Genomic DNA, 23,894 nt, shown 5'->3' with positions numbered 1-23,894 from the left:
AGGTTCGGGTATGGCGACGGACGAGGGCACACACGTCTTTCGGGATGTCTTCGACGCGTCCCCCGATCCGATCTTCATCCACCACCCGGAGTCCGGCGAGGTGCTCCAGGCGAACACGGCGGCCGCCGAGTTGCTGGGCGTGACGACCGAAACGGTCGTCGGGAGCCACATCGGCGAGTTCAGCCCCGATGCGTACACGTCCGAGGAGGCCCGAGACCTCGTCAGAGCGGCCGCAACCGAGGGCGAGACCCGTGTCGAGTGGGCGATCGAGGGGTCCGGAGGCGACACACGATGGGTCGACGTGGCGCTGCAGTCCGCGACGGTCGGCGGAGACGATCGTGTCGTGGCGTACGTCCGGGATGTCACGGAGTACCGACTCGCGGAGGAACAACACCGGACCGAGCGGAACCTGCTCGATCGCTTGCTGGATGTCAGCCCGGTCGGAATCGTCATCCACGATGCCGACGGCGCCATTCTGCGGACGAACGAACAGGCCGAACAGATACTCGGTGTCGACCGCGAAGAACTGATCGGCGAATCGAGCATCCCGGACCGGTTCCGCCTGTTGACGATCGACGGTGATCCGATCCCGAAAAGCGAGGTTCCCGCAGAGACGGTCCGAACGTCGGGACAACGAGTCCGGGGGCGGGAACTCCGGATCGAACGGGCCGACGGCGAACAGGTCGTCGTCTCGACGAGTGCGACGGGGCTGTACGACGAGGCCGACGGCCTCCAGCGGATCGTCGTCAGTATCGCGGACATCACGGAGCGCCGTGAACGCGAACGCAAGCAGACTCAGCGCAACGAACAGCTCCGCACGCTGATCGACAACCTCCCGGTCGTCGTGTTCACGCTCGACACCGACGGTATCTTCACCCACTCGGCCGGCAAGGGGCTCACGACACTCGGCTTGGAGCCCGGGGAACTCGAAGGAACCTCGGTGTTCGATGTCTACGAAGACTACCCCGATATCACCGACGCCGCGGCGCGTGCGCTCGACGGGACGGAGGTCCGTGTCACACAGAACATCGACGGACTGACGTTCGAGACGTGGTATCGGCCGGTGTTCGACGGCGACGGGGACCTCACACAGGTAGTCGGAGTCGCGCGGGACATCACCGACATCAAGCGCCAGCAGCGCCAGGTCGAACGGTTGAGCGACACCACGCAGGAACTGCTGTACGCCCAGTCGGTCGACGATGTCGCCGAGACGGTCACCACGATCGCACGCCAGATCATCGACCGCCCGGTCGCCGCGCTGTGGGCCGCCGACGAACGGGAGGAGACGCTGTCTCCAGTCGGTGCGACGGCGACCCCCACGGCGCTGGGCGGCGTCGAGACGGCGAGTGACCTGCCGACGATACACGCCGCGACACGGGAGATGGCGGTCTTCGACAGCGGCGAGACGACACAGCTCTCGGACTACGATCGACTCGACGACCGCGCGCTCCGGGACGCTTCGCTGGGGTCGCTCCTGTGTCTCCCGCTCGACGACCACGGGATGCTCTGTATCGGCGGCGAGGACGACGCGGAGTTCGAGGACACGGAGCGGCTCCTGCTCGAGATCCTGGCCCAGACGGCGACGGCGGCGCTGGATCGCGTCGAGCGCCAGCGCGAACTCCGGGAGTACCGCGACGAACTCGAACGGTCCAACGAGAGCCTCCAGCAGTTCGCCTACATCGCCTCCCACGACCTCCAGGAGCCGCTCCGGATGGTCTCCAGCTTCCTCGATCTCCTAGAGACCGAGTACGCCGACGATCTGGACGGGGAGGCACTGGAGTACATCGACTACGCCACGGACGGCGCCGACCGGATGCGGTCGATGATCGACGCGCTGCTCGACTACTCGCGGGTCCACACCCGGGCGAACGAACCGCAGCCGGTCGACAGCGACCAGCTCTTCGAGGAGACGCTCGCGGACCTGGGGATGCTGCTGGAGGAGACCGACACGGCCGTCGAGCACGTGGATCTGCCGACGGTTCACGCCGACCCCGATCAGCTCCGACAACTGTTCCAGAACCTGCTCAAGAACGCGGTCGAACACGCCGGGGCCGACTCCGCCGGCCACGTCCACGTGACCGCAACGCCGGCCGACGAGATGGTCCAGTTCGAGGTCGCGGACGACGGTCCGGGTATCGAACCGGACCGCCAGGAGCGGATCTTCGAGATCTTCCACTCCAGCGACCGGGAGGGGACGGGGATCGGACTCGCGGTCTGTGAGCGCATCGTCGCCAGGCACGGCGGGGAGATCTGGGTCGAGTCGACCCCCGGCGACGGCGCTGCGTTCTGCTTTACGCTCCCGGCGGAGCACACTGACGGAGGAACCTACTGATGGACGACACCGAGACGGAACCGGTCGAGGTACTGCTCGCGGAAGACAACCCCGGCGATGTCCGACTCACCGAGAAGGCGTTCGAACAGGGCGGGGTGTTGAACAACCTGCACGTCGTCAACGACGGCGACGAGGCCCTGGCCTTCCTCAGACAGAAAGGCGAGTACGCGGACGCTCCGAGGCCGAACCTGGTGTTGCTGGACATCAACATGCCCAACACCGACGGGACGACCGTCCTGGAGACGATGCAGGCAGACGAGCAACTCGCACGGATTCCGGTCGTGATGCTGACGAGTTCGGAGGCCGAGGAGGACATCGTCAGGTCCTACGATCTGGGGGCGAACGCATACCTCACCAAACCGGTCGACTTCGACGGGTTCATCGACGTGATCGAACGGATCGAGGACTTCTGGTTGACCGTCGTCGAGATGCCCGAAGACTGATGTCCGAGATCGTCCACGACCTCGACGTGCTCGTCGTCGAGGACAACCCCGGCGACGCGACGCTGCTCCGCAAGCGGTTCGAGCGACAGTTCGGGAGCCGCGAGGCGTCGCTGACGCTGCTCCACGAGGAGACGCTCGACGCGGGGATCGAACAGGCCCGGACCGCCGGTATCGACATCGTCTTGCTCGATCTCGGGCTCGAACGGACGACGGGACTGGCGACGCTCGAGGCGTTCCTCGACGCGGTCGACTCGGTGCCGGTGATCGTCCTCACGGGACTGGACGACGAGGAACTGGCCCTGGCCGCGATCCGGGAGGGCGCACAGGACTACCTCGTCAAGGGCGATCTGACCGACGCGTTGCTCACACGGACGATCCGGTACGCGCGCGAACGCCACGAGCAGGAACAGGAGCTCCAGCGCCGGACCGAACAGATGGAGTTCTTCAACAGCATCCTCCGGCACGACATCCTCAACGGGATGAACGTCATCCGGTCGCGCGCCGACCTCCTCGAAGGTGATCTCGACGGGCAACAGGCGGAGTACGCGGAGACGATCGTCGACTGGAGCGACGACATCATCGACCTCACCCGGAAAGTCCGCTCGGTCCTGGACACGCTCTCGGGCGAGTCACTGGCGGAACTGGAAGCGGTCGAACTCGGGCCGACGCTGGAGGCGGCCGCCGACCGAGCCCGATCGATGGCCGAGGGCTGTACGGTGACCGTCGAGGACACCGCGGACACCACCGTCGTGGCCGACGAACTCCTGGAAGATGTCTTCGGCAACGTCCTCACGAACGCCGTCGAACACGGCGGCCCGGCCCCCACGATCGACATCTCGGTCACCGTCGACGACCAACGCGTCACGATCAGGGCCGCGGACGACGGCCCCGGGATCGACCCGGCGGATCGGCGGTCGGTGTTCGAGCGGGGCGCGACCGGCGCGGAGTCGAGTGGCACCGGATTCGGTCTCTACTTCGTCGACGCGATGATCGAGAGCTACGGCGGCGAGGTCTGGATCGAGGAGAGCGACGCCGGCGGGACGGCGGTCGTCGCCGATCTCCAGCGCGCCAGCGGCCACTGGCCCCCCGAGGGGTGAGCGGACGCACAACAACTTTACACGAACGCGGTGTATCGCCGACGATGCCCACGAAGAGCGCCCTCGCCCAGCAACTCGCCGTCGTGGCGGGGTTCGACGATCCGCGCGCCAGTCTGGAACAGTATCGGACGCCGCCGGACCTCGCCGCCCACCTCGTCCACACCGCGGACCTTCAGGGCGATCTCGACGGCCGGACCGTCGTCGATCTGGGCTGTGGCACGGGGATGCTCGCGCTCGGGGCCGCGTTGCGTGGCCCGGACACCGTGGTCGGACTCGACATCGACGCCGCACCACTGTCGACCGCTCGGGACAACGAGCGGAAGGTCGGATCGACGACCTCGGTGTCGTGGGTCCGCGCGGACGCGACCGTCCCGCCGCTGTGTCCTCCCGTCGAGGAGACGACCGTCGTGATGAATCCCCCCTTCGGCGCACAGGCCGACAACGAACACGCCGACCGGGCGTTCCTCGAAACCGCGGCCGCCCTCTCGTCGGTCTCCTATTCGGTCCACAACGAGGGCAGCCAGTCGTTCGTCGAGGCCTTCGCCGAGGACAACGGCGGACGGGTGACACACGCCTTCCAGACGGCGTTCGAACTCCCCCGCCAGTTCGAGTTCCACGAGGCCGACCGCAGCGAGATCACGGTCGAGGTGTACCGCGTCGAGTGGACCTAGGTCCGCTGGCCCGGCGGGACCCGGACCGTCGCGACCCGCACGCGGGTGTCGTCGAACTCGGCGTACAGGCGGCTGCGGTTGTGTTCGAAGGTCAGCCCGCCGATCTCTCGCGTAGAGGTGTTTGCCGGTACGGGTCCGGTCGCCAGCGTCTCGTTCCCTTGCGAAACCGCGAGTTCGAACCCGCTTCCGTCCGGCCGGAGCGTCACGTTCCGGCCGCCGATCGTCGCGTCGGCGGTCGACGGCGGCGACCGGTAGCTGGTCCGGGGGGCCTCGCCCCGGCGCCACAGCTGGACGACGTACACCGACCGGTTTCCGGCGACGTTCCAGGTCGTCCGGTTGGCGAACACCGTCTCGCGCCAGCCGACGCCGCCGACGGTCACCGACGCCCGGCCGCTGGTCGCCAGTTGGCCTTTCGGAACCTGCGCGATCCAGATCTCCCTGGCGTCGCTGGCGACGACGATCCCGCTCTCGTTGACCCGCGTCTGTTCGGTCTCGATCGGTGTCGGGATGTTGGCCGCGTACTGGTTCAACACGTCCTCCTCGTAGGCGACGACGTAGTCCCGGATCTCGATCCCGTCTTCCGGCACGTCGTCGGCGTCGATCGACGTGAGGTTCCCCGGCACGGCGCCCAGGCTGAGCGTCGCCATGACGATCAGGAGGACGACACCGGCCCAGCCGATCCAGCCCGCCTCGAACCGCGGCCGCAGGATGAAGTGCTCGTCCGTGTCGGCCGTCGCCGCCGCGACGACCGCCGCGAGCAGGAAGACCAGCGCGGTTCCGAGCCAGCGAAACAGCGTAAACCGGGCGTTGCCCAGCGGGACGTACACCGCCCAGAGCCCCTGGAAAGCGGCGTACACCACGGTGGCGGCGAACACCCGCCTGGGGTCGGGGCGCCGGCCGCGCGCCCACAGCAGCATGGCCGCGAGCAGGATACCGGCGACGACTCCGATGGCGTGGCCTTGGATCGCCACGTCGGACCACCACGGCGTGACGAAGCGGCTCTGGCCCCGCACCGTCGGCTCGGGGAACCGAAGCGCGGTCAACACCAGGTCGACGACGCGGTTGGTCACCAGGGCACCGAGGAACAGGTAGGGACGGATCAACAGCGCGAACCCGGCCATCGCGAACACGACACCGGAGAAGCCGATGACCGGTCCCAGCGAGAACAGGCCGGTGAAGACGCCGACGACGACCGACGCGGCGGGGATGGCGAGCACCCGCGCGTAGGGGTTCGTCCGCAACGAGGTGAACGTCTGTGTGCCCCGCTCGGACGGGTAGTGGCCCCAGATGTACTCGACGACGGTGCCATAGACCAGCGTCCCGATGACGTTGCCCACGACGTGGCCCTGCCCGCTGTGGGTGAAAGGCCCGGTCAGGATGCCCAGCGGATAGAAGTACGACCAGGTCCGGAACGGCGTCACAAGCGGGCGGGCGTGCCACCACGCGCCCTGGAGGAACAGATACAGCGCGAGCACGCCCGTGATCGTCAGCAGCGTTCCCCAGGGGACGCCCAGCACGAGCCTGCGACGCAGCGGGTCCGCGAGCCGGTCGCCCGAGAGCCGCCGGACCGCGACGAACGACCCCACCACCGCGACCACGACGACGAGTTCCCGAAACGGGAGCCACCCCGGGAGTGCCGGCACCGGCAACGACTGAAGCATCTACACACATCTGTGGGCGGTGACGGCTTAGGCGTGACGACGCGTGTCGGAGCGGTGTCAGACCAGTCCGAGGCCGACGCTGTAGGGCCAGGCGGTCCCGGCGGCCGAAAGCAGCGCGAACGCGCCGCCGGCCAGCGCGACGTTTTTCAGGAACTGCGTCATCTCGTCTTGCTGTTGGTCCTCGGGGACCGCCCAGAAGTCGTGCATCGTCACCGCGGACCCGACGAGGAACGTCGCCAGCGCGCCGGCAGCGATCACCGGGTACGCCCCGAGAATCACCAGGACGCCGCTTACGACGAGCAGCCCCCCGCTCCCGTAGACTGCGGCGGCGGGCGCGGGCAGTCCCTTCGCCTCGGCGTAGGGGATCATCCCGTCGTCGTTCAGGAAGTGGTTCAGCCCGGTGAACGCGAGGACGCCGCCGAACAGGACCCGCCCGAGCAGGAACAGCTCGGCCGCGCCGGCCGTCTCGAAGGCCATCAGGCGCTCACCGCCGAGCCGGCAGTCGATCGTGGGTCGGTCCGTCGGAACTGTGGGTGTGGTTTCATTGCGTTACGTGGTTCGTATCCGAACCTATTTATCGGTTCCCGGACATAGAGGTGACCAGGTATCACCGATGTCATCCGAACTTCGCCACGAGGCAGACGCCGACGAGGGTCCCTGTGCCGTCATCGAATCGCTCGACCAGATCGGGTCGCGCTGGCGGCTGGTCGTCCTCCACGAACTCCAGGACGGGGAACGCCGGTTCAACGAACTCAAGCGCGCGACCGACGCCAGTTCTCGGACGCTGTCCCGCGTGCTGGACGATCTACAGGAGATGGGCTTCGTCGAGCGCCGGCTCGAAGAGGACGCGCCGGTCGCGACGTACTACCGACTCACCGACAAGGGACGGTCGCTCTGTCCGGTGTTCGAGGAGATCGAGGACTGGGCCGACGAGTGGCTGGCGCCGGGCGCGGACTGAGCGGCGCCGGCTGGCTTGCCGGTAGTATGCGTCGACAGCACAGGACTTTCCACCGAGTACGTCCTAACGAGGGGTAATGGGAGTACGGCCACCAGCCGACGACACCGACGAACCCGATGTCATCGAGTTCGGTATCGCCGCCCTCGACGCTCGACTGACCGAGACCGAGCTCTCGTATCCGGCTACCGCCGACGAGGTCCGTGAGACCGCAGGCCACATCGAGGTGCCGTTCGACGCGGCCGGCCACACCGTCACCGTCGAGGAGGCCCTCGGCGAGACCGGGACACACCACTTCGAGAACGAGCACGAACTCCTCGATGCGTTACACCCGGTGTTCGAGCGCAAGCGCGAGGCGACGAGCAACAGCATCATCTCGCAACTGCGTTCGCTCGTCCCCTTCTAGTCCTCGCCGTCCCCGGGCGCGACCGCCTCGGTCTCCGCGTCGCTCTGGCGGTCGGATTCGGCCGTCTCGGCCGGTTGTGTCTCCTCCGAGAGCTTCCGTGCGATGTCTTCGAGCCGCCGGGTCTGTTCGCGGTTGACCGTGACGATCATGTCCGAGAGGACGCCGAACATGAGCAACTGGAGGCCCAACACGATGGCGATGCCGCCGACCATCGCGATGACCTCGTGGGAGATGCTGTTGACGAACCAGTCGTAGGCGACGTAGGCGCCAAGCACGATCCCCAGCCCGATCGACCCGAAGCCGACGCTCCCGAAGTAAAACAGCGGGTTGTTGGTCTTCGCCATCCGGTAGAGCGTGAGGATGATCGTCGCGCCGTCCCGGAACGGGTGGAGGTTCGTCTCCGATTCGTCGGGGCGGGGCTCGTAGGTGATCGGGACGACGGTCACCCGGACGCTGTGTTTGACACACTCGACGGCCATCTCCGTCTCGATGCCGAAGCCGTCCGAGGACAGCGAGAGCTGTTCGAACGACTCGCGGGTAAAGGCGCGATAGCCCGAGAGGATGTCGACGTACTGGTGACCGTGGATCACCGAGAACGCCCAGTTGATGACGCTGTTTCCGGTCTGGTTGAGCCGGCTCATCGCGCCGGGCCGCATATCGGCAAAGCGGTTCCCGATGACGTGTTCGGCCCGGCCGTCGAACAGCGGTTCGAGCATCCGCCCGGCCTCGTCCGGGCGGTAGGTCTCGTCGGCGTCGGCCATCAGGACGTACGGCGCGTCGACGTACCGGCGGACCGCCTCACGCACGGCCTGGCCTTTCCCGCTCCCGGACTGCTGGACGACGCGCGCACCGGCCGCCTCGGCGAGTTCGACGGTGTCGTCGGCGGACCCGCCGTCGATGACCAGGACGTTCTCGAACCCTTCCTCGCGGAACCCGCGGACGACCGGCTCGATCGTCGCCGACTCGTTGTAGGCCGGCAACAGCACACAGACATCGTCGCGGTCAGCCATTGGTGGAGGCTCCACTCCCCGGCGATAAAAACCACTGGGTCTGGCGGGTCATACGTACCCGAGGTCTTCGAGCCGCTGATAGGTGTCGCCCTCGATGGCATCGACGCCGTCGCCCTCCTCACGGAGGCCGGCGTCGCCGATGTCGGCGAAGGCGGACTCGACCTCGTCGGCACCTGTCGTCGCGGTGCGGTAGGAAGTCTGTGCGTCTCGGACCCGGACGGTCGCGGACCCGTCACGACCGGTGCAGTACTTGTCGACTTCGCCGTCCGGGGCGGGCTCGAAGACCGCTCGTGAGGTCGAGAGCCACGGCGAGAGGTCGTCGACGTACTGGCCGGCCCGCTCCTGGAGCGGTTCGTCGAGCCCGACGGCCGACGCGATCACGGGACCGTCTGGGCAGAACTCGTCGCGGTCTGCCTCGCCCGTCCGGGCGGCCTCGACGACGCGGGGGAACTCGGTCAGCGACGCCGGCGCGGCGATACGCTCCCCGCTGCCCTCGCCGGGGAATCGGACCACGAGCGGGACGTGGAGCACGGCGTCGTGAATCGACACGCCGTGTTCGGCCACGCGGATGTCATTCCGGACGTAGCTGGGTTCGCCGAAGCCCTCGCCGTGGTCGCTGGTCACGACCAGGAGCGTGTCGTCGAGTTCGCCACGCTCGCGCAACCGCTCGACCAGCAGTTCTAGCGCGGCGTCCATCTCGTGGATGGCGCCGTCGTACAGCGCTTCGACGGCTTTCTTCTGCCACCAGGGGCGCCGGCCCGAGGCGAAGTCCCACTTGTGGTCGAGGAAGGAGTCGTGGAGGGACTGACACTCCGACCCACCCCAGATGTCGTGTTCACCTCGGGGCTCGTAGGGGATGTGGGCGTCCATGAGATTGAGACACGCGGCCCAGTCGCCCGTCCGGTCGGCCTGCCAGTGCAGGAACTCGTCGATGTAGGTGGTCGCTGGGGTCGACGCCTTCATGAACTCCGGCGTGTAGGACGGGTAGTCCGAGGAGAGTTTCGTGCTGACGCCGTTTGCGAGGGATTTCAGCGGCTGCTCGCTCCGCAGTGCGGCCTTGAGATACTCGCTGTAGGCGCCTCGGCCGTGGTTCGAGACGAACGACTCGGGGTTCATCGCCTCGGGGAACATCGCGCTCCGGGCGCCAGCGACGTGGTCGAACCCCTCGCTGAGTCCGACATCCACGTCGGTGATCCAGTTGTTCTCCGAGAACACGCCGGTCGCGTAGCCGTCCCGGCGGAGCTGCTCGAAGACGGTGTGGGCGGGGTCGATCCGGTACTTCGCGGCGGTGACGTTGTGTTCCTCGACGTGGAGGCCGGTGAAGATGGACGTGTGGCTCGTGACGCTCCGGGCGCCCGGCGAGCGGGCCTGCTCGTACACCGTCGCGTCCGACGCGAACGACGAGAGGAAGGGCGTCGTCTCGTTCGCGTGGCCGTACAGGCTCAGGTTCCGTGCTCGGACGCTGTCGAGAATGATCAGTAGGACGTTCATGGTATCACTCACTGCTCGGGGACTGTCACATGTACCCCAGGTCTTCCAGTTGCTCCTGGACGCGCTCGCCGCCCGCGGCCACGTCGGCGGTGTCGTCCCGCGGCGACGGCGAGTGGTCGTGGGCGTCGAGTTCGGCGTCGATCGCGGCCCGCACGTCGGTGACCGACTCGATGTCCGCGACGAGTCGCTCGTCCGTGGCCGCGACCATCGCCTCGTGGGTGTGTACCCCCTCCTGGAGGCCGTGGTCGCTGACGAGGAGGAGTTCGTCGTCCTCGTCCAGGTCCGCGAGGAGTTCGCCGACGAACTCGTCCAGTTCTTCGTACGCGCGCTCCTGCATCGCGGGCTGGCTGTGGGCGATGTGGCCGACGAGGTCGAGGCCGCTCGTGTACGCGAAGACGAGTTCGTGACGTTTGCCCCGGAGTCCCCGCCGAGCGCGGGCGATGCGGACCATCGACATCTCCAGACACTCCTCGTAGAACGCCGCCGGGTCCGAGGAGGTGTGTCCGCCCGTGGCGTCGGGGTCGCGTTCGAAGAGGTCACCGAGGTTCCGTCGGAGGTTGTGCTCGCGGTCCTCGGAGTCGGGGTCGACGACGTAGTTCGGGACGCCGATGGGCTTGGCTTCCCGGCCGTCGAAGACGGTGGTGAGGCCGTTGTCGGCGTAGTAGCTCGCCCGCTCCCGGAAGGCGTCCTCGCTCGTGTTGGTCAGCAACCAGGCGCCCAGGCGGGTCTGGAGGCCGCCCGGAAGCAGGTAGTCGGCGACGGTGCTCCCGAGGTTCAACAGCGGGTTGTCCCAGGAGACGCCGTCGTCGAGTTCGAGGCCGTGTTCGGCGGGCGTGAGCCCGGTGATGATAGTCGGCCAGAGTTCGTGCGTACTGGGTTCGCCCTCGACGGAGTCGATCGTCTCGATGGCGTGGTGCGCCGACAGGGTGAGATGCGGATGGCGGTCCTCGTCGACGAGTTCCGGATCGAGGGCGTCGATCCCCAGCACGACTAGCACCATTGGTAGGTTGAAAGGCACCGCGGGCGAATTAATCTCTTTCGGAGACGAACCGGAACCGAAAAGACAGTCGGCGGGATGAACGCTACGTAACAGGGTATGTCTCGCAAGAATATCGTCTGGATCACGCTCGACAGCGTCCGCTCCGATCACACCTCTATGGACGGCTACGAGCGGGACACGACCCCGACGATGGCCGATATCGGCCGTCGGGGCCACCAGTTCACCGAGTGCATCGCCCACAGCAAGTCGACACTGCCCTCCAGTGGCGCGATGCTGACCGGCTACACGCCGTCCCGGAACACGCTCGGGATCGACGGCAACGTCCTCCCGGACGGGGTCCGCACTATCGCCGAGCGGTTCTCTGACGCGGGATACACGACCGCCTGCCTCTCGCGGAACTCCTACGTCAGCCCCGAGACGGGGCTCGACCGCGGCTTCGACCGGTTCCAGTGGCTCGCCGCCTCCAACGTCTACGAGGCCGGCGTCGGCACGCTGTTGCGCTACCTGCTGAACATCCGCTCGCACTCGGCGGGCCTGACCCTCGACACCGCAAAACACGCCTCGCCGTTCCTGATGAACGAGGTCGCCAAGGACTGGCTCGACGACTTCGCCAGCCAGGAGCCCTTTTTCTTCTATCTCCACTACAACGAGCCCCACCGCCCCTACTACCCGCCGAAGCCGTACCTGGACCGGTACACCGACGGGCTCTCGATGTCGCCCAAGGCCGCCGCCGAGCGCGCCCTGGAGATCCACTACGACTTCGCGGAGATCATCGCGGACGGCTGTAACCTCACCGACGAGGAGTGGCGGGCGCTGCACGCGATGTACGACGCGGAGATCGCCTACACGGACGACATGGTGCGGCGGCTCCTGTCGTACATCGATTCGCTCCCGATGGACGACCCCATCGTCGTCGTCACCGCCGACCACGGGGAACTGTTCGGTGAGGCCGGGCTCCTGGCCCACCGGTACGTCCTCGACGACGCGGTCACGCGGGTCCCGCTGGTCATCGACGGCATCGGCGACCTCGCGGCCGGTCCCGACGACCTCGTCCAGCACGCCGACGTGATGGCGACGCTGCTCGCGATGGCCGACGCCGACCACGAGGACACGATGGGCGTCGACCTCCGGGAGGAGGTCCGCGAGTTCGCCGTCTCCCAGCGAGTGTCGGTCGGCTACGACGCCATCCTCGAACACGATCCGGACTTCGACACCTCCCAGTTCCACAGCGGGCTGCTGACGGCGCTCCGGACGAAAGAGCACAAGCTGCTGACCAGCGACGACGACCCCGAACTGTTCGAACTCCCCGACGAGGAGACCGACGTTGCCGACGCCCAGCCGGAGACGCTCGCGTCGCTCTCGGCGGCCCTCGACGACTGGCTCGCGGTCCACGGCCAGCCCGACACGGAGGCCGAGACGGGAGAGTTCTCCGACGAGGTACAGGATCAGCTCCGGGACCTGGGGTACATCTGACGGGATGAAGCTCGGAAAGACCGCCGCTCTCCACTTCGGCTCGCAGGTCGTCATCACCCTCTCGGGCTTCGCGGCGACGTTCCTGATCGCCCTCTTTCTCGGCCCCAGCGGGCTCGGCCAGTACGCCGTCGCGCTCTCGCTTGGCTTCTTCTGGCTCGTCATCCCGGCCAACGCAGTCGCCAACGCGATGAAAAAGCGGATGAGCGAGGGCGAGGACCCCGCGGGCTTTCTCGGCGGCGGCCTCGCGCTGAACACCGCCGTCGCCGCGGTCGGCGCCGCCGTCGTCCTCGTCGCCGGCGACGCCCTGGGCGGTATCGTCTCACGGAACCGGGAGATAATGCGGGTGCTCATCACCTACGACGCTGAGATCGCGGCGCTGTTCGTCGGCGCCGTGGCCTACCGGAGCGCCGTCGCCTCCTCGAAGGGCAAAAGCGCGTCGCCTTCGGCGGCGGCGTCCAGGCGGCCGAACGGGTCGGCCGCACGGTGATCCAGGTCGCGGTCCTCTACGTGGGCTTTCGAGTCGCCGGGATCACACTCGGACACGCGGGCTCGCTCGTGCTGGCGGCGCTCGCGGCTATCCTGCTCAGCGACGTACGCCCGTCACTGCCGAGTCTCGCCCAACTCCGGAGCATGCTCGACTACGCGAAGTTCGCGTGGGTAGGGGCGCTCCGTGGCCGGGTGTTCGGCTGGCTGGATACGATCGTCCTCTCGTTTTTCGTCGGCGCGTCGCTCATCGGGATCTACGAGGCCGCGTGGGGGATCGCGTCGATGCTGGCGATGGCCAGCGCCTCGATCAGCAAGACGTTGTTTCCGGAGGTCAGCGACATCAGCGGCTCCGAGCAGTTCGACCAGATCCGCCACTACCTCGACGAGGCGCTCGCGTTCAGCGGCGTGTTCGTCATCCCCGGCCTGTTCGGTGCGCTCGTGCTGGGCGAGCGCATCCTCCGGTTCTACCGCCCGGAGTTCGGCCAGGGGACCGGAATCTTGCTCATCCTCATCACGGCCTACCTGGCGGATGTCTACGCCTCCCAGCTGATGAACGTCATCAACGCCATCGACCGCCCCGACGCCGCCTTCCGCGTCAACATCGTGTTCGTCGCCGTCAACGCCGTGTTGAACGTCGTCCTCGTGTGGCGCGTCGGCTGGTACGGCGCCGCGGTCGCGACGGCGATCTCGACGGTGTTGCGGACCGTCGGCGGATACATCGTCCTGCGGAGCCTGGTGGGCTCGATCAGCGTTCCGACCGGCGAGATCGCGAAACAGTTCCTCGCCAGCCTCGCGATGGCAGCCGGAGTCTGGCCCGTGGTCGGCCGGGTCCCGGCGGGGCGCCCCGGGACGCTCGTCCTCGTCGCCCTCGGCGCAGCGATCTACGGCACCGTCTGGCTCGCACTCTCGACGCGCGCCCGGACGAAGGTCACCGGGCTGCTCCCTGTCAGCATCTGACGGCCGGTACCGGGCCTGAGCCGGCCGTCAGTCCACGTTCGTATGAGAACGCTTAACTGCGACAGTTGCGCAACCGAGCCTATGGATAAGGTCCTTCTCGTAACTATCGACTCCCTTCGTGCGGACCACGTCGGCTACCACGGCTACGAGCGGGATGTGACGCCCAACATCGACGAGTACGCCCGCCAGGGCAGTCGGTTCATGAACACCCACGCCCACGTCGGCGGCACCCGCTTCTCGTTTCCGAGCATCCTCACCGGCGTGACGACGGGGATGTACGGGGGTCACCGACGGATCTCCGACGATCAGACCCTGGTCTCGGAAGTGTTCCAGGACGCCGGCTTCCACACCGGCGGGTTCAACTGTAACCTCTACGTCTCCGGGGAGTTCGGCTACGACCGCGGCTGGGACGAGTTCTTCGACTCGGCACCGGACGAGTCGGCCACCTCGAAGCTCCGCAAGTGGGCCAAGACGAACCTCGACGGTGCCGTCCTGAGCGCCCTCCAGCGAGCGTACGACTTCGTCGAGTCCAGCCAGGGGATCAACGTCGGCGACTACCACCTCCCGGCCGACGACATGACCGACCGCGCTATCGAGTTCATCGAGCGAAACGGCGACGAACCCTCCTTCGTCTGGGTCCACTACATGGACGTTCACCACCCGTTCCTGCCGCCCGAGGAGTACCAGCGGGAGTTCATGGACGAGCCCGTCTCGAAACGCGAGTCGGTCCAGCTCCGCCGGAAGTTCCTCGAAGAGCCCGAGAACGTCACCGAGGAGGAACACCAGACGTTCATCGACCTCTACGACGCCGAGATCAAGTTCAACGACGCCGAGGTCGGTCGGCTGATGGAGACCGTCGAGGAGGAGTGGGGCGACGACTACCTGTTCGCGCTGACCGCGGACCACGGCGACCACTTCCTCGAACACGGCTACTTCGGCGGCGCTCGGCTGCTCGACGTGAAGACCCACGTCCCGCTGTTCGTCGAGGGGTGGGACGACGCCGGCGAGTACGACGAGATGGTCGGGCTCGCGGACGTGCCCGCGACGCTGCTCGACGCCGCCGACCTGCCGGTGCCGGACAACTACTTCGGCGAGAGCCTCCGTCGCCTGGTCTTCGACGGCGAGTGGGACCGCACCGCCGTCTTCGGGAGCTACGAGGAGGAGAGCGGCGAGGATCACGTCCACGTCCGCAACGCGGAGTGGAACTACATCGAGCACTCCGACGCGCCTGACGAGCTGTACAACCTCGTCGACGACCCCGGCGAACAGGAGAACGTCGTCGACGACTACCCCGATGTCGTCGCCGAACTGCGCGGCCATCTCGACGACCACCGACAGCTCGTCAAGTCGACCGAACGGGACGACATCCAGCGCCCGGACATGAACGAGGAAGTCAAAGAGCGGCTCCGCCGGCTGGGGTACAACGAGTAACGCCCGACGGCTGGCGACGCGTCGCTGCTACCCGGCGGCCCGCAGGATCGACCGGTACCGCTCACAGGCCGCCTCGAAACTGTACTCAGTCTCGATCAGTGCTCTCCCCCGATCACTGAACTCCGCGAGGTCGTCACGTGCCAGTATCGCCGCTATCTCGTCTCTGAGTGCCGCGGGCTCGCGGGACTCGACGAGGAAGCCGGTCTCGCCGTCCCGAACAACGTCCGGAACCCCCGAGACCGGCGACGCCAGTACCGGGGTCCCACAGGAAAGCGCCTCCAGGATGGTCGTCGGCAGTCCCTCCGTCGGCTGTGAGGGCAACACGAGCAGGGAGAGCTCGTTCAACTGCTCGGGCACGTCGTCGTGGTCGACCCAGCCGGTCAGTTCCACCCGACCGGCTGCGATCTCCGCCGTGAGTTCGGCTTCGAGCCACGCCCGGAGGTCGCCGTCGCCGATGAACCGGAAGGTCACGTCCTCCGGGAGCGAGCGCGCTACCTCGGCCAGTTCGCGGATTCCCTTCTCCTCGTCGAGCCGGCCGAGGAAGCCGACCACGCGCTCGCGGTCGGCGTACGGCGTCTCGATGTCGAACTCGTCGGTCCGGACGTAGCGCGCTCCGGTGGGATAGACGGTCGGTGCTTCGGGATGGAGGTCGAGCTGTCTGGCCATCTCGGGCGTGTAGGTGACGACGCCGTCTGCCAGCGCGAAGCCCGTTCGTTCGAGCAGTCCGACGGCGCCGGCGAGTGTCCGGGCCAGCGGCGCCGGCATCCGCTGTTCCCAGGTCAGTCGGAGCGTCAGCGGCACGTCCCCGCGTGGCTCGACGAGGACCGTCTTGCCAAGCAGTCGCGCGGCCAGGATCGGGAGCACGTACGACGTGGCGCCGTAGAACAGCACCACCTCCTCGTCGCGGTCGGCCAGCACGCGACACATCCGCAGTTGGTTCAGGAGGAATCGAACGGCGGCCACGACCACGGAGTCGCCGGCGCCCTTCTGCGTGAGTTCGACGAGCTCGCGGCGCTCTCTGATCTCCGAGTCCGCCGGGAGATCCGCTGTCACGAGCGCGACACCGGTGATCGCGGCGAGGATGTCGAGCAGACTCCGGGTGGCGTTCTCGCCGGCGGCCGCCAGCGGATGCGTGACGACACAGACGTTCGGCAGCTCGTCGGTCATCGGTTACCTCCACACCGTCGCCCCGTAGAGATAGCCCGCGCCGACGGCGGCCGTCAGCACGAACAGGAAGATGAGTTGCAAGACGCCGGCCAGAGAGGGGGACGTGACCACGCCGTCCAGTCTGTCGGGGACCGACTCGAACAGCAACGACGAGAGGAAATCCGATTCGTCGCCGGTCGACTCCGGGACGAGGACCTCCATCCCGCGTTTCGAGTAGCCTTGCCAGAACGCCCGGTCGACGAGCCACCCCGGGTCCGTGCGGTAGTCGAAGACCTTGTGGGCGACGACGGCCGCGGGTGTGTAGTAGACGCCGTGGCCGTACTCGCTTTGCATCCGGGCACACAGTTCCGTCTCCTCGCCCTGGAGGTTCTTGTCCCCGGTCCGGCCGCCGATCTCCTTCTCGAACCCGTCCAGGGCCTCGAACACGTCCATCCGGAAGGAGATGTTCGAGCCGAACGTGTTGCGGACTTCGCCCGCCTGTTCGGGGTCGCCGTCGGGACCGAACCCACGGTGGGTGACACCGATCAGCCAGTAGAACTCGTCGGGGAGAAAGGACGGCCGGCCGGCGACCCACGCCGGGACCATCCGACCGCCGGCGGCGGGCACGTCCCGCTGTTCGTAGACGGCGACGAGTTCGGCCACCCACGACGGATCGGCGATGGCGTCGTCGTCGAGGAACGCGACTACGTCACCCGTCGCGACCGCCGCGCCGTTGTTGCGGCTGACCGCCAGCCCGACGTTCTCGTCGTTGCAGTGGATCCGAACGTCCGCTCGGTCGCCGAAGTCGGCCCGGAACCGGTCGGCGACGGCCTCGTCGCCGTCCGAGACCAACACGAGTTCGACATCGTCGTGGGTCTGGTCGAGCACGCTCCGGGCGGCCTCGTAACAGTCAGTGTACCGGTCCATCGCGTGCGTACAGACGACGACCGAGACGCGCATGCCCGCAGGTGTGCCACCTGCCGTTTTAGGCGTTTCCATCCCGCTTCGGCGGAGGTCAAAAGGCTTATGCGCGCCATGCCAGTCTTTCCGTCCAATGAGTCAATGGCGGGGCCAATTCGAGGATAACCCCGAACTCGAGGCTGCCCTGGACAAGGTCGAGCGGTGGTACCACGTCCCTGTCCTCTTGGCGCTTTTCGGGTTCATGCTGTGGAATCGTGTGCGTAGCTGGCAGAACTTCATCGTCGACGGCGAAGTGCTGTTCTCGGGCAACGACCCCTGGTACCACTACCGGTCGACGGTGTATACGGTCCAGAACTGGCCGGCGACGATGCCGTTCGATCCCTGGACTCGCTTCCCGATCGGCGCGTCACCGGGGCAGTTCGGCACGCTGTTCGATCAGGTGGCCGCGACGATCGCACTGATCGTCGGCCTGGGCTCGCCCAGCGAGAACACCATCGCGATGGTGGCGCTGTTCTTCCCAGCAGTCATCGGGACGCTCGCGATGATCCCGATGTACGTGATGGGACGGCGCCTGGCCGGCCGGCTGGGCGGTGTGACAGCCGCCCTCGTCCTGGCGCTCTCCGCCGGTGCGTTCCTCGGCCGGAGTCTCGTTGGCACCTTCGACCACCACGTCGCCGAGGCGTTCCTCCAGACGATCGCCGTCCTCGGGATGATGGTCGCGATCAGTGCCGCCGACCGTGACAAGCCGGTGTTCGAGCAGTTCGCCGACCGCGACATCGACGCCCTCCGCTCGACGGTCCTCTGGTCGGTGCTCACCGGATTCGCGATCGCGACCTATCTCTGGACCTGGCCGCCCGGCGTCCTCATCGTCGGTATTCTGGGGACCTTCTTCCTCCTGCGTCTCATCATCGAGTTCGTCCGCGGCCAGAGCCCGGAACACACCGCGATCGTCGGCACGATCGCGCTCGCGACGACTGGGGTGCTCACGCTCGCCAGTATGGACACGCTGACGGTCAACGCGACCCGTCACTCGCTGCTTCAGCCGGCGCTCGCCTTCGCGGTCGCCGGTGGCTGTGCGTTCATGGCGTGGCTCGCTCGCTACTTCGAGCGGGAGTCCCTCGACGCGACCCTCTACCCGGTGACCGTCTTCGGCATCATCGGCGTCATCGCCGGTATCGCGTCCGTCGCGACGCCGGGCCTGTTCAACTTCCTCGTCGACAACATCCTGCGTGTCATCGGGTTCTCGGTCAGCCCGACCGCGGGCACCGTCGGCGAGGCACAGCCGCTCGATCCCGCTAGCCTCTATCCGCGGTACGGGCTGACGGTCTTCATCGCGGCGATCGGTGTCATCGCGATCGTCGCCGAGCAGTTCCTCGCGAGCGACCCCGACGGCGAGGAACTGCTGGTCGCGGTCTGGGGCGTCTTCCTGCTTGCCGCGACGTTCACGCAGGGCCGGTTCGACTACTACCTGGTGTTCCCGATCGCCGCGATCACCGGACTGCTCATCGGCCGGCTGGTCAGCTGGGTCGATCTCTCGGGTGACGGCGACATCGCGCCCTACGAGGTGTTGACGGTCGTCTCCCTGCTCGTGGTCGTCGTCGCCCCGTTGCTCGTCGTCGCGCCGACGCCGATGGACTACGGCGGCACTGCCGGCCCGGGCCAGGGCATCGAGAACTGGGACGACAGCCTCCAGTGGATGGAGGGTAACACCCCTGCCGTCGGCACCTACGACAGCGGGGGCGAGCAGTCGCTCGACTACTACGGCACCTACAAGAACCGCGAGGACTTCGACTACCAGACCGGTGACTACGGCGTCCTCTCGTGGTGGGACTACGGGCACTGGATCACGACCCGCGCCGAGCGGATCCCGAACGCCAACCCGTTCCAGCAGGGGACCGACGTGGCCGCGAACTTCCTGCTCGCACAGAACGAGAGCGAGGCAAACGATGTCCTCGAAACGTACGACGAGGACGACGCTCGCACGCAGTACGTCGCCGTCGACTGGAAGATGACCCAGGTCAAGGCCGGTCGTGGCTACGGCGGGAAGTTCTTCGCGCCGCCGCAGTTCGACGAGGACTCCAACCAGAGCGACTACTACCGGCCGATCGTGGCCGAGAGCGGGAACTACTTCTTCAACTACCGGACCCAGGACTACTACAACAGCACGGTCGTCCGGCTCTACGAGTTCCACGGCAGCGCGGTCAGCCCTCAGCCGATCGTCGTCGACTGGGAGGCGTCGACGGTGAACGGCCAGGCCCGCCGGATACCCGCCGAGACGCCGCTCCGGACGTTCCCCAACATGAGCGCCGCACGGGACTACGTCCAGCAGGACGGGACCGCACAGGTCGGCGGTGTCGGGATGGTGCCGGGCGAGCGTGTCTCGGCGCTGGAACACTACCGCTACGTCGGGTCCAGTAACCGCACGGCCTACGAGTCCTCGGAGCACAACCGGGCGACCCTCACCGAAGCACAGGGGCTCGGACTGCCCGCACGGCCGGTCAACGGCACCTGTGGGGCCAACCAGACCTCCGCGCCGATCAGCGGGACGAACTACTGTACGCCCGATCAGGTCGCCAACGTGATGCACCGGAACTCGCCGACGTGGACGAAGATCTTCGAGCGCGTCCCCGGAGCGACCATCGAAGGCTCCGGTCCGGCCAACACGACCGTCCAGGTCGCTGTCCCGATGCGCAACACTCAGACCAACGAGACGTTCACCTACCGGCAGACGGTCCAGACCGACGACAGCGGGAACTTCGAGACGACGGTCCCGTACTCGACGACCGGCTACGACGAGTACGGCCCCGCCGAGGGGCACACGAACGTTAGTGTCCGCGCGGACGGGCCGTACCGGTTCCGTGCGATCACGGTCCAGAACCGTAGCCTCACGCCGGTTTCGGGAACGACCCAGGTCACCGAAGGACAGGTAATCGGCGAGAACGAGACGGCCTCGACGGTCGAACTCACCGGCCCACAGACCTCACAGACCGTCAGTACCGGCTCACTCTCGCCCGCCGCAGTGCCGGCCGATAGCTGAACGGGACTGACCGCTTTTTCGCCCGGTTGCGACTCGTCGACACCGCGCTGTCGACCGCCCGAAAAAGACCGGCCGCCCGATCAGCTCGTTAGCGGGTTAAACGTGCCGTTGATGTCCCACTCGTGGAGACAGTAGGGGTTTCCGGCCAGTTTCTCGCCGTCGTCGTTCGCGATGGTCCAGCTGACGAGCTCGTCGTCCCAGATGTCGCGTCGTCCACACCGTTCACACGTCCGTTCGCGTGGTGGCTCGATATCTACCATACACGGTGGCAATACAGCGGCGACTATCAGCGTGCCGGTCACGGGCCGTGTGAACGACCGCCGCGTCGGCCACGCTGAGGGAAAATGGTGTTCGGGTGGCCCTGACACCGGGCCGCTCAGAAGTCTGGCAGGTCGTCGGCGGCCACGTCCTCGGCCTCCCAGTCGAGGTAGTCGTCGGCCAACACGTCACAGACGGTCTGTCCCAGTTCCGTCAGCGCGGCGTTGATCCCAGAGACCGTCTCCCAGGAGTCCAGATCGGGGTGGAGGTCCCGCTCGCGCCAGTTCTCCGGGAGTCCGGGGGCGTGGTAGCCGACACGGCCGGCGAAAGAGTCCCAGAAGAAGTCGAACTCCGCGACCAGTTCCAGATCGCGGACGATGGCCCACGCCTCGGCGTCCAGCCCCGTCTCGGCGGCCCACTCCTCGAACGCCTGGGCCCAGGCGCCCTCGTCGAGCGCCGTCGCCAGTTCGTCGCGGCGGTAGTCGTCGCCCTCGACCGATACGTCGTCGTACTCGTCGGTCCCGGCGACCGGGCTGAGCGCCGGCGGGGCCGGCGTCGCTACGTCCAGTGCCATACCCGGCTTTCGCGGGCGACCGGGATAAATCACCGCTCCGGGCGGTCGTCCGGGCGGGGTGGTCCGGGAGCGGGCCGACCGGTCACCGCTCGTCGAGGACGACCGGCACGCCGCGTTTCGCAACGTCCTGTGCGAACGCGCCGGAGTCGGCTTCCAGATTCCCGAACGTGTTGTAGTGGATCGGGAGCACGAGGTCGGGATCGAGGTCCTCGGCGAGGTCGGCCGCAGCGTGGCGGTCCATCGTGTAACTCTGTGCAATCGAGGGGACGAACAGCGAGACATCCAGTTCCGCGTGGCCCTCTAACACGTCGGAGTCGCCGGGCCAGAACACCCGCGTGCCGTCGACCGACAGCAGGAAGCCACAGCCGATCCCTTTCGGATGGATCGGGGTCCCGTCGGCGTCGGTGTTCGGGCCGTCCTCGTGGTTGTACGCCGGCATCGTCCAGATCGGTACGTCGTCGACCAGAATATCGGCCTCCATCGAGACGGTGCGTACGTCGTAGGGCAGGTCCGCCAGTCGGTCGAGGTCCCGATCGGACTGGTGGACGTTGATCCCCTCGAAGGCGACGACGGTCGCGTCCTCGCTGGCGACCCGACGGATGCCGTCGGGGTCGTAGTGATGGACGTGTGTCACACAGACGATGTCACCGTCTTCCGGTCGGTAGTCCCGGGCGGGCGGATGGCCGACGCCGGGGGTGTCTGGTTCCCACTCGCCGGTCAGGACGCCGTACCGCCCCGGATCGAGGTAGACGACCGTGTCGTCCCCTTCTACGCGTAGCGTCGCGTAGCCGAGCCACTCGGCGGTGAGCCCGTCGTGTCGGACTGTCATACGTCCCGGTACTGCCACCGGCGTCATACGCGTGTCGGTCCCGCACTCACTGCGACGCCGCGAGGCGTTCGACGCGCGAAAGCGAGTCGGCTCCCGCCGGACCGGTGTCGTCCCGTACCGCCAGAAACCGCGGGAACCGCAGTGCGTAGCCCGACTCGTAGGTCGTCGAGGGCTGGATCTCCTCGTAGCCGACCTCGAAGACGACTTCCGGTGACACCGTCACCGACTGGCCGTCCTCGGCCGTGACCAGGGGTTCGATCCGTTCGGTCAGCGATTCGAGTTCGGCGTCGGTGACGCCCGTCGCGACGTTTCCGACGGTCGCGTACCCCTCGTCGCTCCGGACCGACAACTCGAACGTCCCGAGAACGTTCGCACGCCGGCCCTCGCCCCACTCGGCGCCGGTGACCACGCAGTCGAGCGTCTCAACGTCGGGTTTGCGCTTGCGCCAGTTCTTTCCACGCTTGCCGGGAGTGTACGTCGATTCGGGGTCTTTGAGCATGATCCCCTCGTGGCCGGCGTCGAGGGCCGCCCGCTCGATCTCGGCGATCCGGTCGGGGTCGTCGGTCTGCCAGTACGCCGAGACCACGTCGCTGTCGGCCGGGACCAGGCCGTCGAGCCGCTCACGCCGCTGTTCGAGCGGCGTATCGAGCAAGTCCTCGCCGTCGACGTGGAGGCAGTCGAACGCGTGGAACCTGACCGCCACCGCCTCGCGGGCCCGTGCCACGTCGTGTTTCCGGCGGAACCGCCGGAGCACCTCCTGGAAGGGGAGCGGATCGCCGTCGTCGTCGACCGCAACGACCTCGCCGTCGAGGATCGCCGGCCGGTCCAGCGCCGTCTCGATCGTCTCGACGACTTCCGGCAGCGGGTCGGTCACGTCCTCCATGTTCCGCGAGAACAGCCGCACGTCCGCCCCGTCGTAGTGGACCTGGACCCGCGCCCCGTCGTACTTCCATTCGACGGCGGCTCGGTCCCAGTCGGCCAGCGCGTCGGTCACGGTCCCGGCCTGTGCGAGCATCGCCTTGACCGGCCGGCCGACGGCGAGCGCGATCCCGTCGAGTCCCGATTCACCCTGTTCGCGGGCGACGACCGCGACGCGGCCACAGTCGTTCGAGACCTGGAGCGCGCGTTCGACCGCTTCGACCGGGACATCGAACGCGGCGGCCGTGGCGTCCCTGACGGTTCCCTCGCCGACGCCGATCCGCATCTCTTCGAGGACGAGCCGCGCCAGAAAACGAGCCTCCTGGGGACTGCAGCGGTTGAACAGCCCGAAGAGGGTGTCGACTTTCGTCGCCTGGCTTCCGTCGCCGTCGGCGGCCGCGAGTTCGGCGAGTCGGTCGGCGACCTCGGCGACCGTCACGCCGTCGGGGCCGCCGCCCGCGAACGCGCCGAGTCCCTGCTGGCCACCGAAGTCGTAGCTCGCGGCGACGGCGCCGATCTCGCCCCGGTCGGCAAGCCGCCGTTCGACGGCGTCCGCGTCGACGTTCCGGCCCGCCGCCCGAGCGATCGCCTCGTAGCAGAGCCGCGGGCCGATATCGAGCGTTCGGGACTCGTGGGCCGGGAAGACACGACCCTGGACGAACCGCGCGACCGTCCCGAGGTCCTCGCCGGCGACCGCAAAGAGGTCCGCGACGGCGGCGACGATCTCGGTGTCTGCGGACTCGGCTTCGATGGCGGCGGCGCGCTCGGCGAACGTGGCGAACTCCATCGACCGACGCT

General features: G+C 67.5%; 22 protein-coding genes. 11 read left to right on the top strand and 11 right to left on the bottom strand.

The features are described from left to right. Positions 1–10: 10 nt before the first annotated feature. The 4 genes from P1L40_RS02035 to P1L40_RS02020 are packed head-to-tail and all read left to right on the top strand — an operon-like array spanning position 11 to position 4,543. Positions 11–2,332 (top strand): PAS domain S-box protein, encoded by a 2,322-nt coding sequence (locus P1L40_RS02035; protein ID WP_284009649.1) that lies wholly within the window; start codon positions 11–13, stop codon positions 2,330–2,332. Continuing rightward, positions 2,332–2,775 (top strand): response regulator, encoded by a 444-nt coding sequence (locus P1L40_RS02030; protein ID WP_379772561.1) that lies wholly within the window; start codon positions 2,332–2,334, stop codon positions 2,773–2,775. Before P1L40_RS02035 ends, P1L40_RS02030 begins: the two co-directional genes overlap by 1 nt. Next, on the top strand, positions 2,775–3,872 hold the full coding sequence (locus P1L40_RS02025; RefSeq protein ID WP_284009648.1) for a hybrid sensor histidine kinase/response regulator: 1,098 nt from the start codon (positions 2,775–2,777) through the stop codon (positions 3,870–3,872). Before P1L40_RS02030 ends, P1L40_RS02025 begins: the two co-directional genes overlap by 1 nt. Before the next feature lie 44 nt (positions 3,873–3,916). After that, the gene (locus P1L40_RS02020) at positions 3,917–4,543 is read left to right on the top strand and encodes an METTL5 family protein (protein ID WP_284009647.1); all 627 of its coding nucleotides are present in this window, start codon (positions 3,917–3,919) and stop codon (positions 4,541–4,543) included. Here the strand turns inward: P1L40_RS02020 and P1L40_RS02015 are convergent. Both P1L40_RS02015 and P1L40_RS02010 read right to left on the bottom strand, forming a co-directional pair. Further along, on the bottom strand, positions 4,540–6,204 hold the full coding sequence (locus P1L40_RS02015) for a rhomboid family intramembrane serine protease (RefSeq protein ID WP_284009646.1): 1,665 nt from the start codon (positions 6,202–6,204) through the stop codon (positions 4,540–4,542). The two genes, P1L40_RS02020 and P1L40_RS02015, sit on opposite strands and share 4 nt — an antisense overlap. Positions 6,205–6,261: 57 nt before the next feature. Beyond that, a complete protein-coding gene (locus tag P1L40_RS02010) occupies positions 6,262–6,681 on the bottom strand; it encodes a DoxX family protein (protein WP_284009645.1) in 420 nt (139 codons plus the stop codon). 136 nt (positions 6,682–6,817) lie between these two features. Between P1L40_RS02010 and P1L40_RS02005 the strand changes: the two genes are divergently transcribed. Together P1L40_RS02005 and P1L40_RS02000 are read left to right on the top strand one after the other, a co-directional pair. After that, a complete protein-coding gene (locus tag P1L40_RS02005) occupies positions 6,818–7,162 on the top strand; it encodes a winged helix-turn-helix transcriptional regulator (protein ID WP_284009644.1) in 345 nt (114 codons plus the stop codon). Positions 7,163–7,238: 76 nt separating this feature from the next. Next, complete coding sequence (locus tag P1L40_RS02000; protein WP_284009643.1) at positions 7,239–7,565, top strand: hypothetical protein; 327 nt, start codon at positions 7,239–7,241, stop codon at positions 7,563–7,565. Here the strand turns inward: P1L40_RS02000 and aglJ are convergent. From aglJ to P1L40_RS01985, 3 genes are read right to left on the bottom strand one after another with little or no spacing between them, the layout of a single operon-like run. Continuing rightward, a complete protein-coding gene (aglJ, locus tag P1L40_RS01995; protein WP_284009642.1) occupies positions 7,562–8,575 on the bottom strand; it encodes an S-layer glycoprotein N-glycosyltransferase AglJ in 1,014 nt (337 codons plus the stop codon). The two genes, P1L40_RS02000 and aglJ, sit on opposite strands and share 4 nt — an antisense overlap. A gap of 48 nt (positions 8,576–8,623) precedes the next feature. Next, positions 8,624–10,066 carry a sulfatase-like hydrolase/transferase gene (locus P1L40_RS01990; protein WP_284009641.1) on the bottom strand — a complete coding sequence of 481 codons (1,443 nt, stop codon included), beginning with the start codon at positions 10,064–10,066 and terminating at the stop codon, positions 8,624–8,626. Between the two features lie 25 nt (positions 10,067–10,091). Then, entirely contained in the window at positions 10,092–11,066 is a 975-nt protein-coding gene (locus P1L40_RS01985) for an alkaline phosphatase family protein (RefSeq protein WP_284009640.1), read from the bottom strand. Between the two features lie 96 nt (positions 11,067–11,162). Here P1L40_RS01985 and P1L40_RS01980 point away from each other — a divergent pair, with 96 nt between their 5' ends. From P1L40_RS01980 to P1L40_RS01965, 4 genes are all read left to right on the top strand, one after another. Then, positions 11,163–12,539: a sulfatase gene (locus P1L40_RS01980; RefSeq protein ID WP_284009639.1), complete on the top strand. Its 1,377-nt coding sequence runs from the start codon at positions 11,163–11,165 to the stop codon at positions 12,537–12,539. 4 nt (positions 12,540–12,543) lie between these two features. Next, positions 12,544–13,026, top strand: coding sequence for a hypothetical protein (locus P1L40_RS01975; RefSeq protein WP_284009638.1), 483 nt, complete (start codon positions 12,544–12,546; stop codon positions 13,024–13,026). Continuing rightward, the gene (locus P1L40_RS01970; RefSeq protein WP_284009637.1) at positions 13,023–13,982 is read left to right on the top strand and encodes a lipopolysaccharide biosynthesis protein; all 960 of its coding nucleotides are present in this window, start codon (positions 13,023–13,025) and stop codon (positions 13,980–13,982) included. Before P1L40_RS01975 ends, P1L40_RS01970 begins: the two co-directional genes overlap by 4 nt. Before the next feature lie 81 nt (positions 13,983–14,063). Beyond that, positions 14,064–15,413, top strand: coding sequence for a sulfatase family protein (locus P1L40_RS01965; protein WP_284009636.1), 1,350 nt, complete (start codon positions 14,064–14,066; stop codon positions 15,411–15,413). A 27-nt stretch (positions 15,414–15,440) separates the two neighbouring features. On the opposite strand, the gene P1L40_RS01960 is transcribed toward P1L40_RS01965, so the two are convergent. After that, positions 15,441–16,580, bottom strand: coding sequence for a glycosyltransferase family 4 protein (locus tag P1L40_RS01960; RefSeq protein WP_284009635.1), 1,140 nt, complete (start codon positions 16,578–16,580; stop codon positions 15,441–15,443). Positions 16,581–16,583: 3 nt separating this feature from the next. Next, complete coding sequence (gene aglG, locus P1L40_RS01955) at positions 16,584–17,519, bottom strand: glucosyl-dolichyl phosphate glucuronosyltransferase (RefSeq protein WP_284009634.1); 936 nt, start codon at positions 17,517–17,519, stop codon at positions 16,584–16,586. Between the two features lie 94 nt (positions 17,520–17,613). Between aglG and P1L40_RS01950 the strand changes: the two genes are divergently transcribed. Further along, positions 17,614–20,517 (top strand): oligosaccharyl transferase, archaeosortase A system-associated, encoded by a 2,904-nt coding sequence (locus P1L40_RS01950; RefSeq protein ID WP_284009633.1) that lies wholly within the window; start codon positions 17,614–17,616, stop codon positions 20,515–20,517. 80 nt (positions 20,518–20,597) lie between these two features. Here the strand turns inward: P1L40_RS01950 and P1L40_RS01945 are convergent, their stop codons facing one another. From P1L40_RS01945 to ligA, 4 genes are all read right to left on the bottom strand, one after another. Then, positions 20,598–20,777 (bottom strand): HEWD family protein, encoded by a 180-nt coding sequence (locus P1L40_RS01945; RefSeq protein ID WP_284009632.1) that lies wholly within the window; start codon positions 20,775–20,777, stop codon positions 20,598–20,600. Between the two features lie 116 nt (positions 20,778–20,893). Then, on the bottom strand, positions 20,894–21,349 hold the full coding sequence (locus P1L40_RS01940; protein ID WP_284009631.1) for a DUF7992 family protein: 456 nt from the start codon (positions 21,347–21,349) through the stop codon (positions 20,894–20,896). An 82-nt stretch (positions 21,350–21,431) separates the two neighbouring features. After that, entirely contained in the window at positions 21,432–22,178 is a 747-nt protein-coding gene (locus P1L40_RS01935) for an MBL fold metallo-hydrolase (RefSeq protein ID WP_284009630.1), read from the bottom strand. A 46-nt stretch (positions 22,179–22,224) separates the two neighbouring features. Then, positions 22,225–23,883, bottom strand: a complete 1,659-nt coding sequence (gene ligA / locus P1L40_RS01930; protein ID WP_284009629.1) for an ATP-dependent DNA ligase LigA — start codon at positions 23,881–23,883, stop codon at positions 22,225–22,227. Between the last annotated feature and the right edge of the window lie 11 nt (positions 23,884–23,894).

The organism is Haloarcula pelagica, assembly GCF_030127105.1.
In the GTDB taxonomy this organism is placed as follows: Archaea; Halobacteriota; Halobacteria; order Halobacteriales; family Haloarculaceae; genus Haloarcula; species Haloarcula pelagica.
Note: the sequence above shows the minus strand (reverse complement) of the source record. Positions and strands in the feature narration are given on the sequence as shown.

What these genes read in the sequence shown, in the direction of transcription:
- P1L40_RS02035 (WP_284009649.1), top strand. Translation starts at nt 11, where the DNA reads ATGGCGACGGACGAGGGCACACACGTCTTTCGGGATGTCTTCGACGCG.
- P1L40_RS02030 (WP_379772561.1), top strand. Translation starts at nt 2,332, where the DNA reads ATGGACGACACCGAGACGGAACCGGTCGAGGTACTGCTCGCGGAAGAC.
- P1L40_RS02025 (WP_284009648.1), top strand. Translation starts at nt 2,775, where the DNA reads ATGTCCGAGATCGTCCACGACCTCGACGTGCTCGTCGTCGAGGACAAC.
- P1L40_RS02020 (WP_284009647.1), top strand. Translation starts at nt 3,917, where the DNA reads ATGCCCACGAAGAGCGCCCTCGCCCAGCAACTCGCCGTCGTGGCGGGG.
- P1L40_RS02015 (WP_284009646.1), bottom strand. Translation starts at nt 6,204, where the DNA reads ATGCTTCAGTCGTTGCCGGTGCCGGCACTCCCGGGGTGGCTCCCGTTT.
- P1L40_RS02010 (WP_284009645.1), bottom strand. Translation starts at nt 6,681, where the DNA reads ATGGCCTTCGAGACGGCCGGCGCGGCCGAGCTGTTCCTGCTCGGGCGG.
- P1L40_RS02005 (WP_284009644.1), top strand. Translation starts at nt 6,818, where the DNA reads ATGTCATCCGAACTTCGCCACGAGGCAGACGCCGACGAGGGTCCCTGT.
- P1L40_RS02000 (WP_284009643.1), top strand. Translation starts at nt 7,239, where the DNA reads ATGGGAGTACGGCCACCAGCCGACGACACCGACGAACCCGATGTCATC.
- aglJ (WP_284009642.1), bottom strand. Translation starts at nt 8,575, where the DNA reads ATGGCTGACCGCGACGATGTCTGTGTGCTGTTGCCGGCCTACAACGAG.
- P1L40_RS01990 (WP_284009641.1), bottom strand. Translation starts at nt 10,066, where the DNA reads ATGAACGTCCTACTGATCATTCTCGACAGCGTCCGAGCACGGAACCTG.
- P1L40_RS01985 (WP_284009640.1), bottom strand. Translation starts at nt 11,066, where the DNA reads ATGGTGCTAGTCGTGCTGGGGATCGACGCCCTCGATCCGGAACTCGTC.
- P1L40_RS01980 (WP_284009639.1), top strand. Translation starts at nt 11,163, where the DNA reads ATGTCTCGCAAGAATATCGTCTGGATCACGCTCGACAGCGTCCGCTCC.
- P1L40_RS01975 (WP_284009638.1), top strand. Translation starts at nt 12,544, where the DNA reads ATGAAGCTCGGAAAGACCGCCGCTCTCCACTTCGGCTCGCAGGTCGTC.
- P1L40_RS01965 (WP_284009636.1), top strand. Translation starts at nt 14,064, where the DNA reads ATGGATAAGGTCCTTCTCGTAACTATCGACTCCCTTCGTGCGGACCAC.
- P1L40_RS01960 (WP_284009635.1), bottom strand. Translation starts at nt 16,580, where the DNA reads ATGACCGACGAGCTGCCGAACGTCTGTGTCGTCACGCATCCGCTGGCG.
- aglG (WP_284009634.1), bottom strand. Translation starts at nt 17,519, where the DNA reads ATGCGCGTCTCGGTCGTCGTCTGTACGCACGCGATGGACCGGTACACT.
- P1L40_RS01950 (WP_284009633.1), top strand. Translation starts at nt 17,614, where the DNA reads ATGAGTCAATGGCGGGGCCAATTCGAGGATAACCCCGAACTCGAGGCT.
- P1L40_RS01945 (WP_284009632.1), bottom strand. Translation starts at nt 20,777, where the DNA reads ATGGTAGATATCGAGCCACCACGCGAACGGACGTGTGAACGGTGTGGA.
- P1L40_RS01940 (WP_284009631.1), bottom strand. Translation starts at nt 21,349, where the DNA reads ATGGCACTGGACGTAGCGACGCCGGCCCCGCCGGCGCTCAGCCCGGTC.
- P1L40_RS01935 (WP_284009630.1), bottom strand. Translation starts at nt 22,178, where the DNA reads ATGACAGTCCGACACGACGGGCTCACCGCCGAGTGGCTCGGCTACGCG.
- ligA (WP_284009629.1), bottom strand. Translation starts at nt 23,883, where the DNA reads ATGGAGTTCGCCACGTTCGCCGAGCGCGCCGCCGCCATCGAAGCCGAG.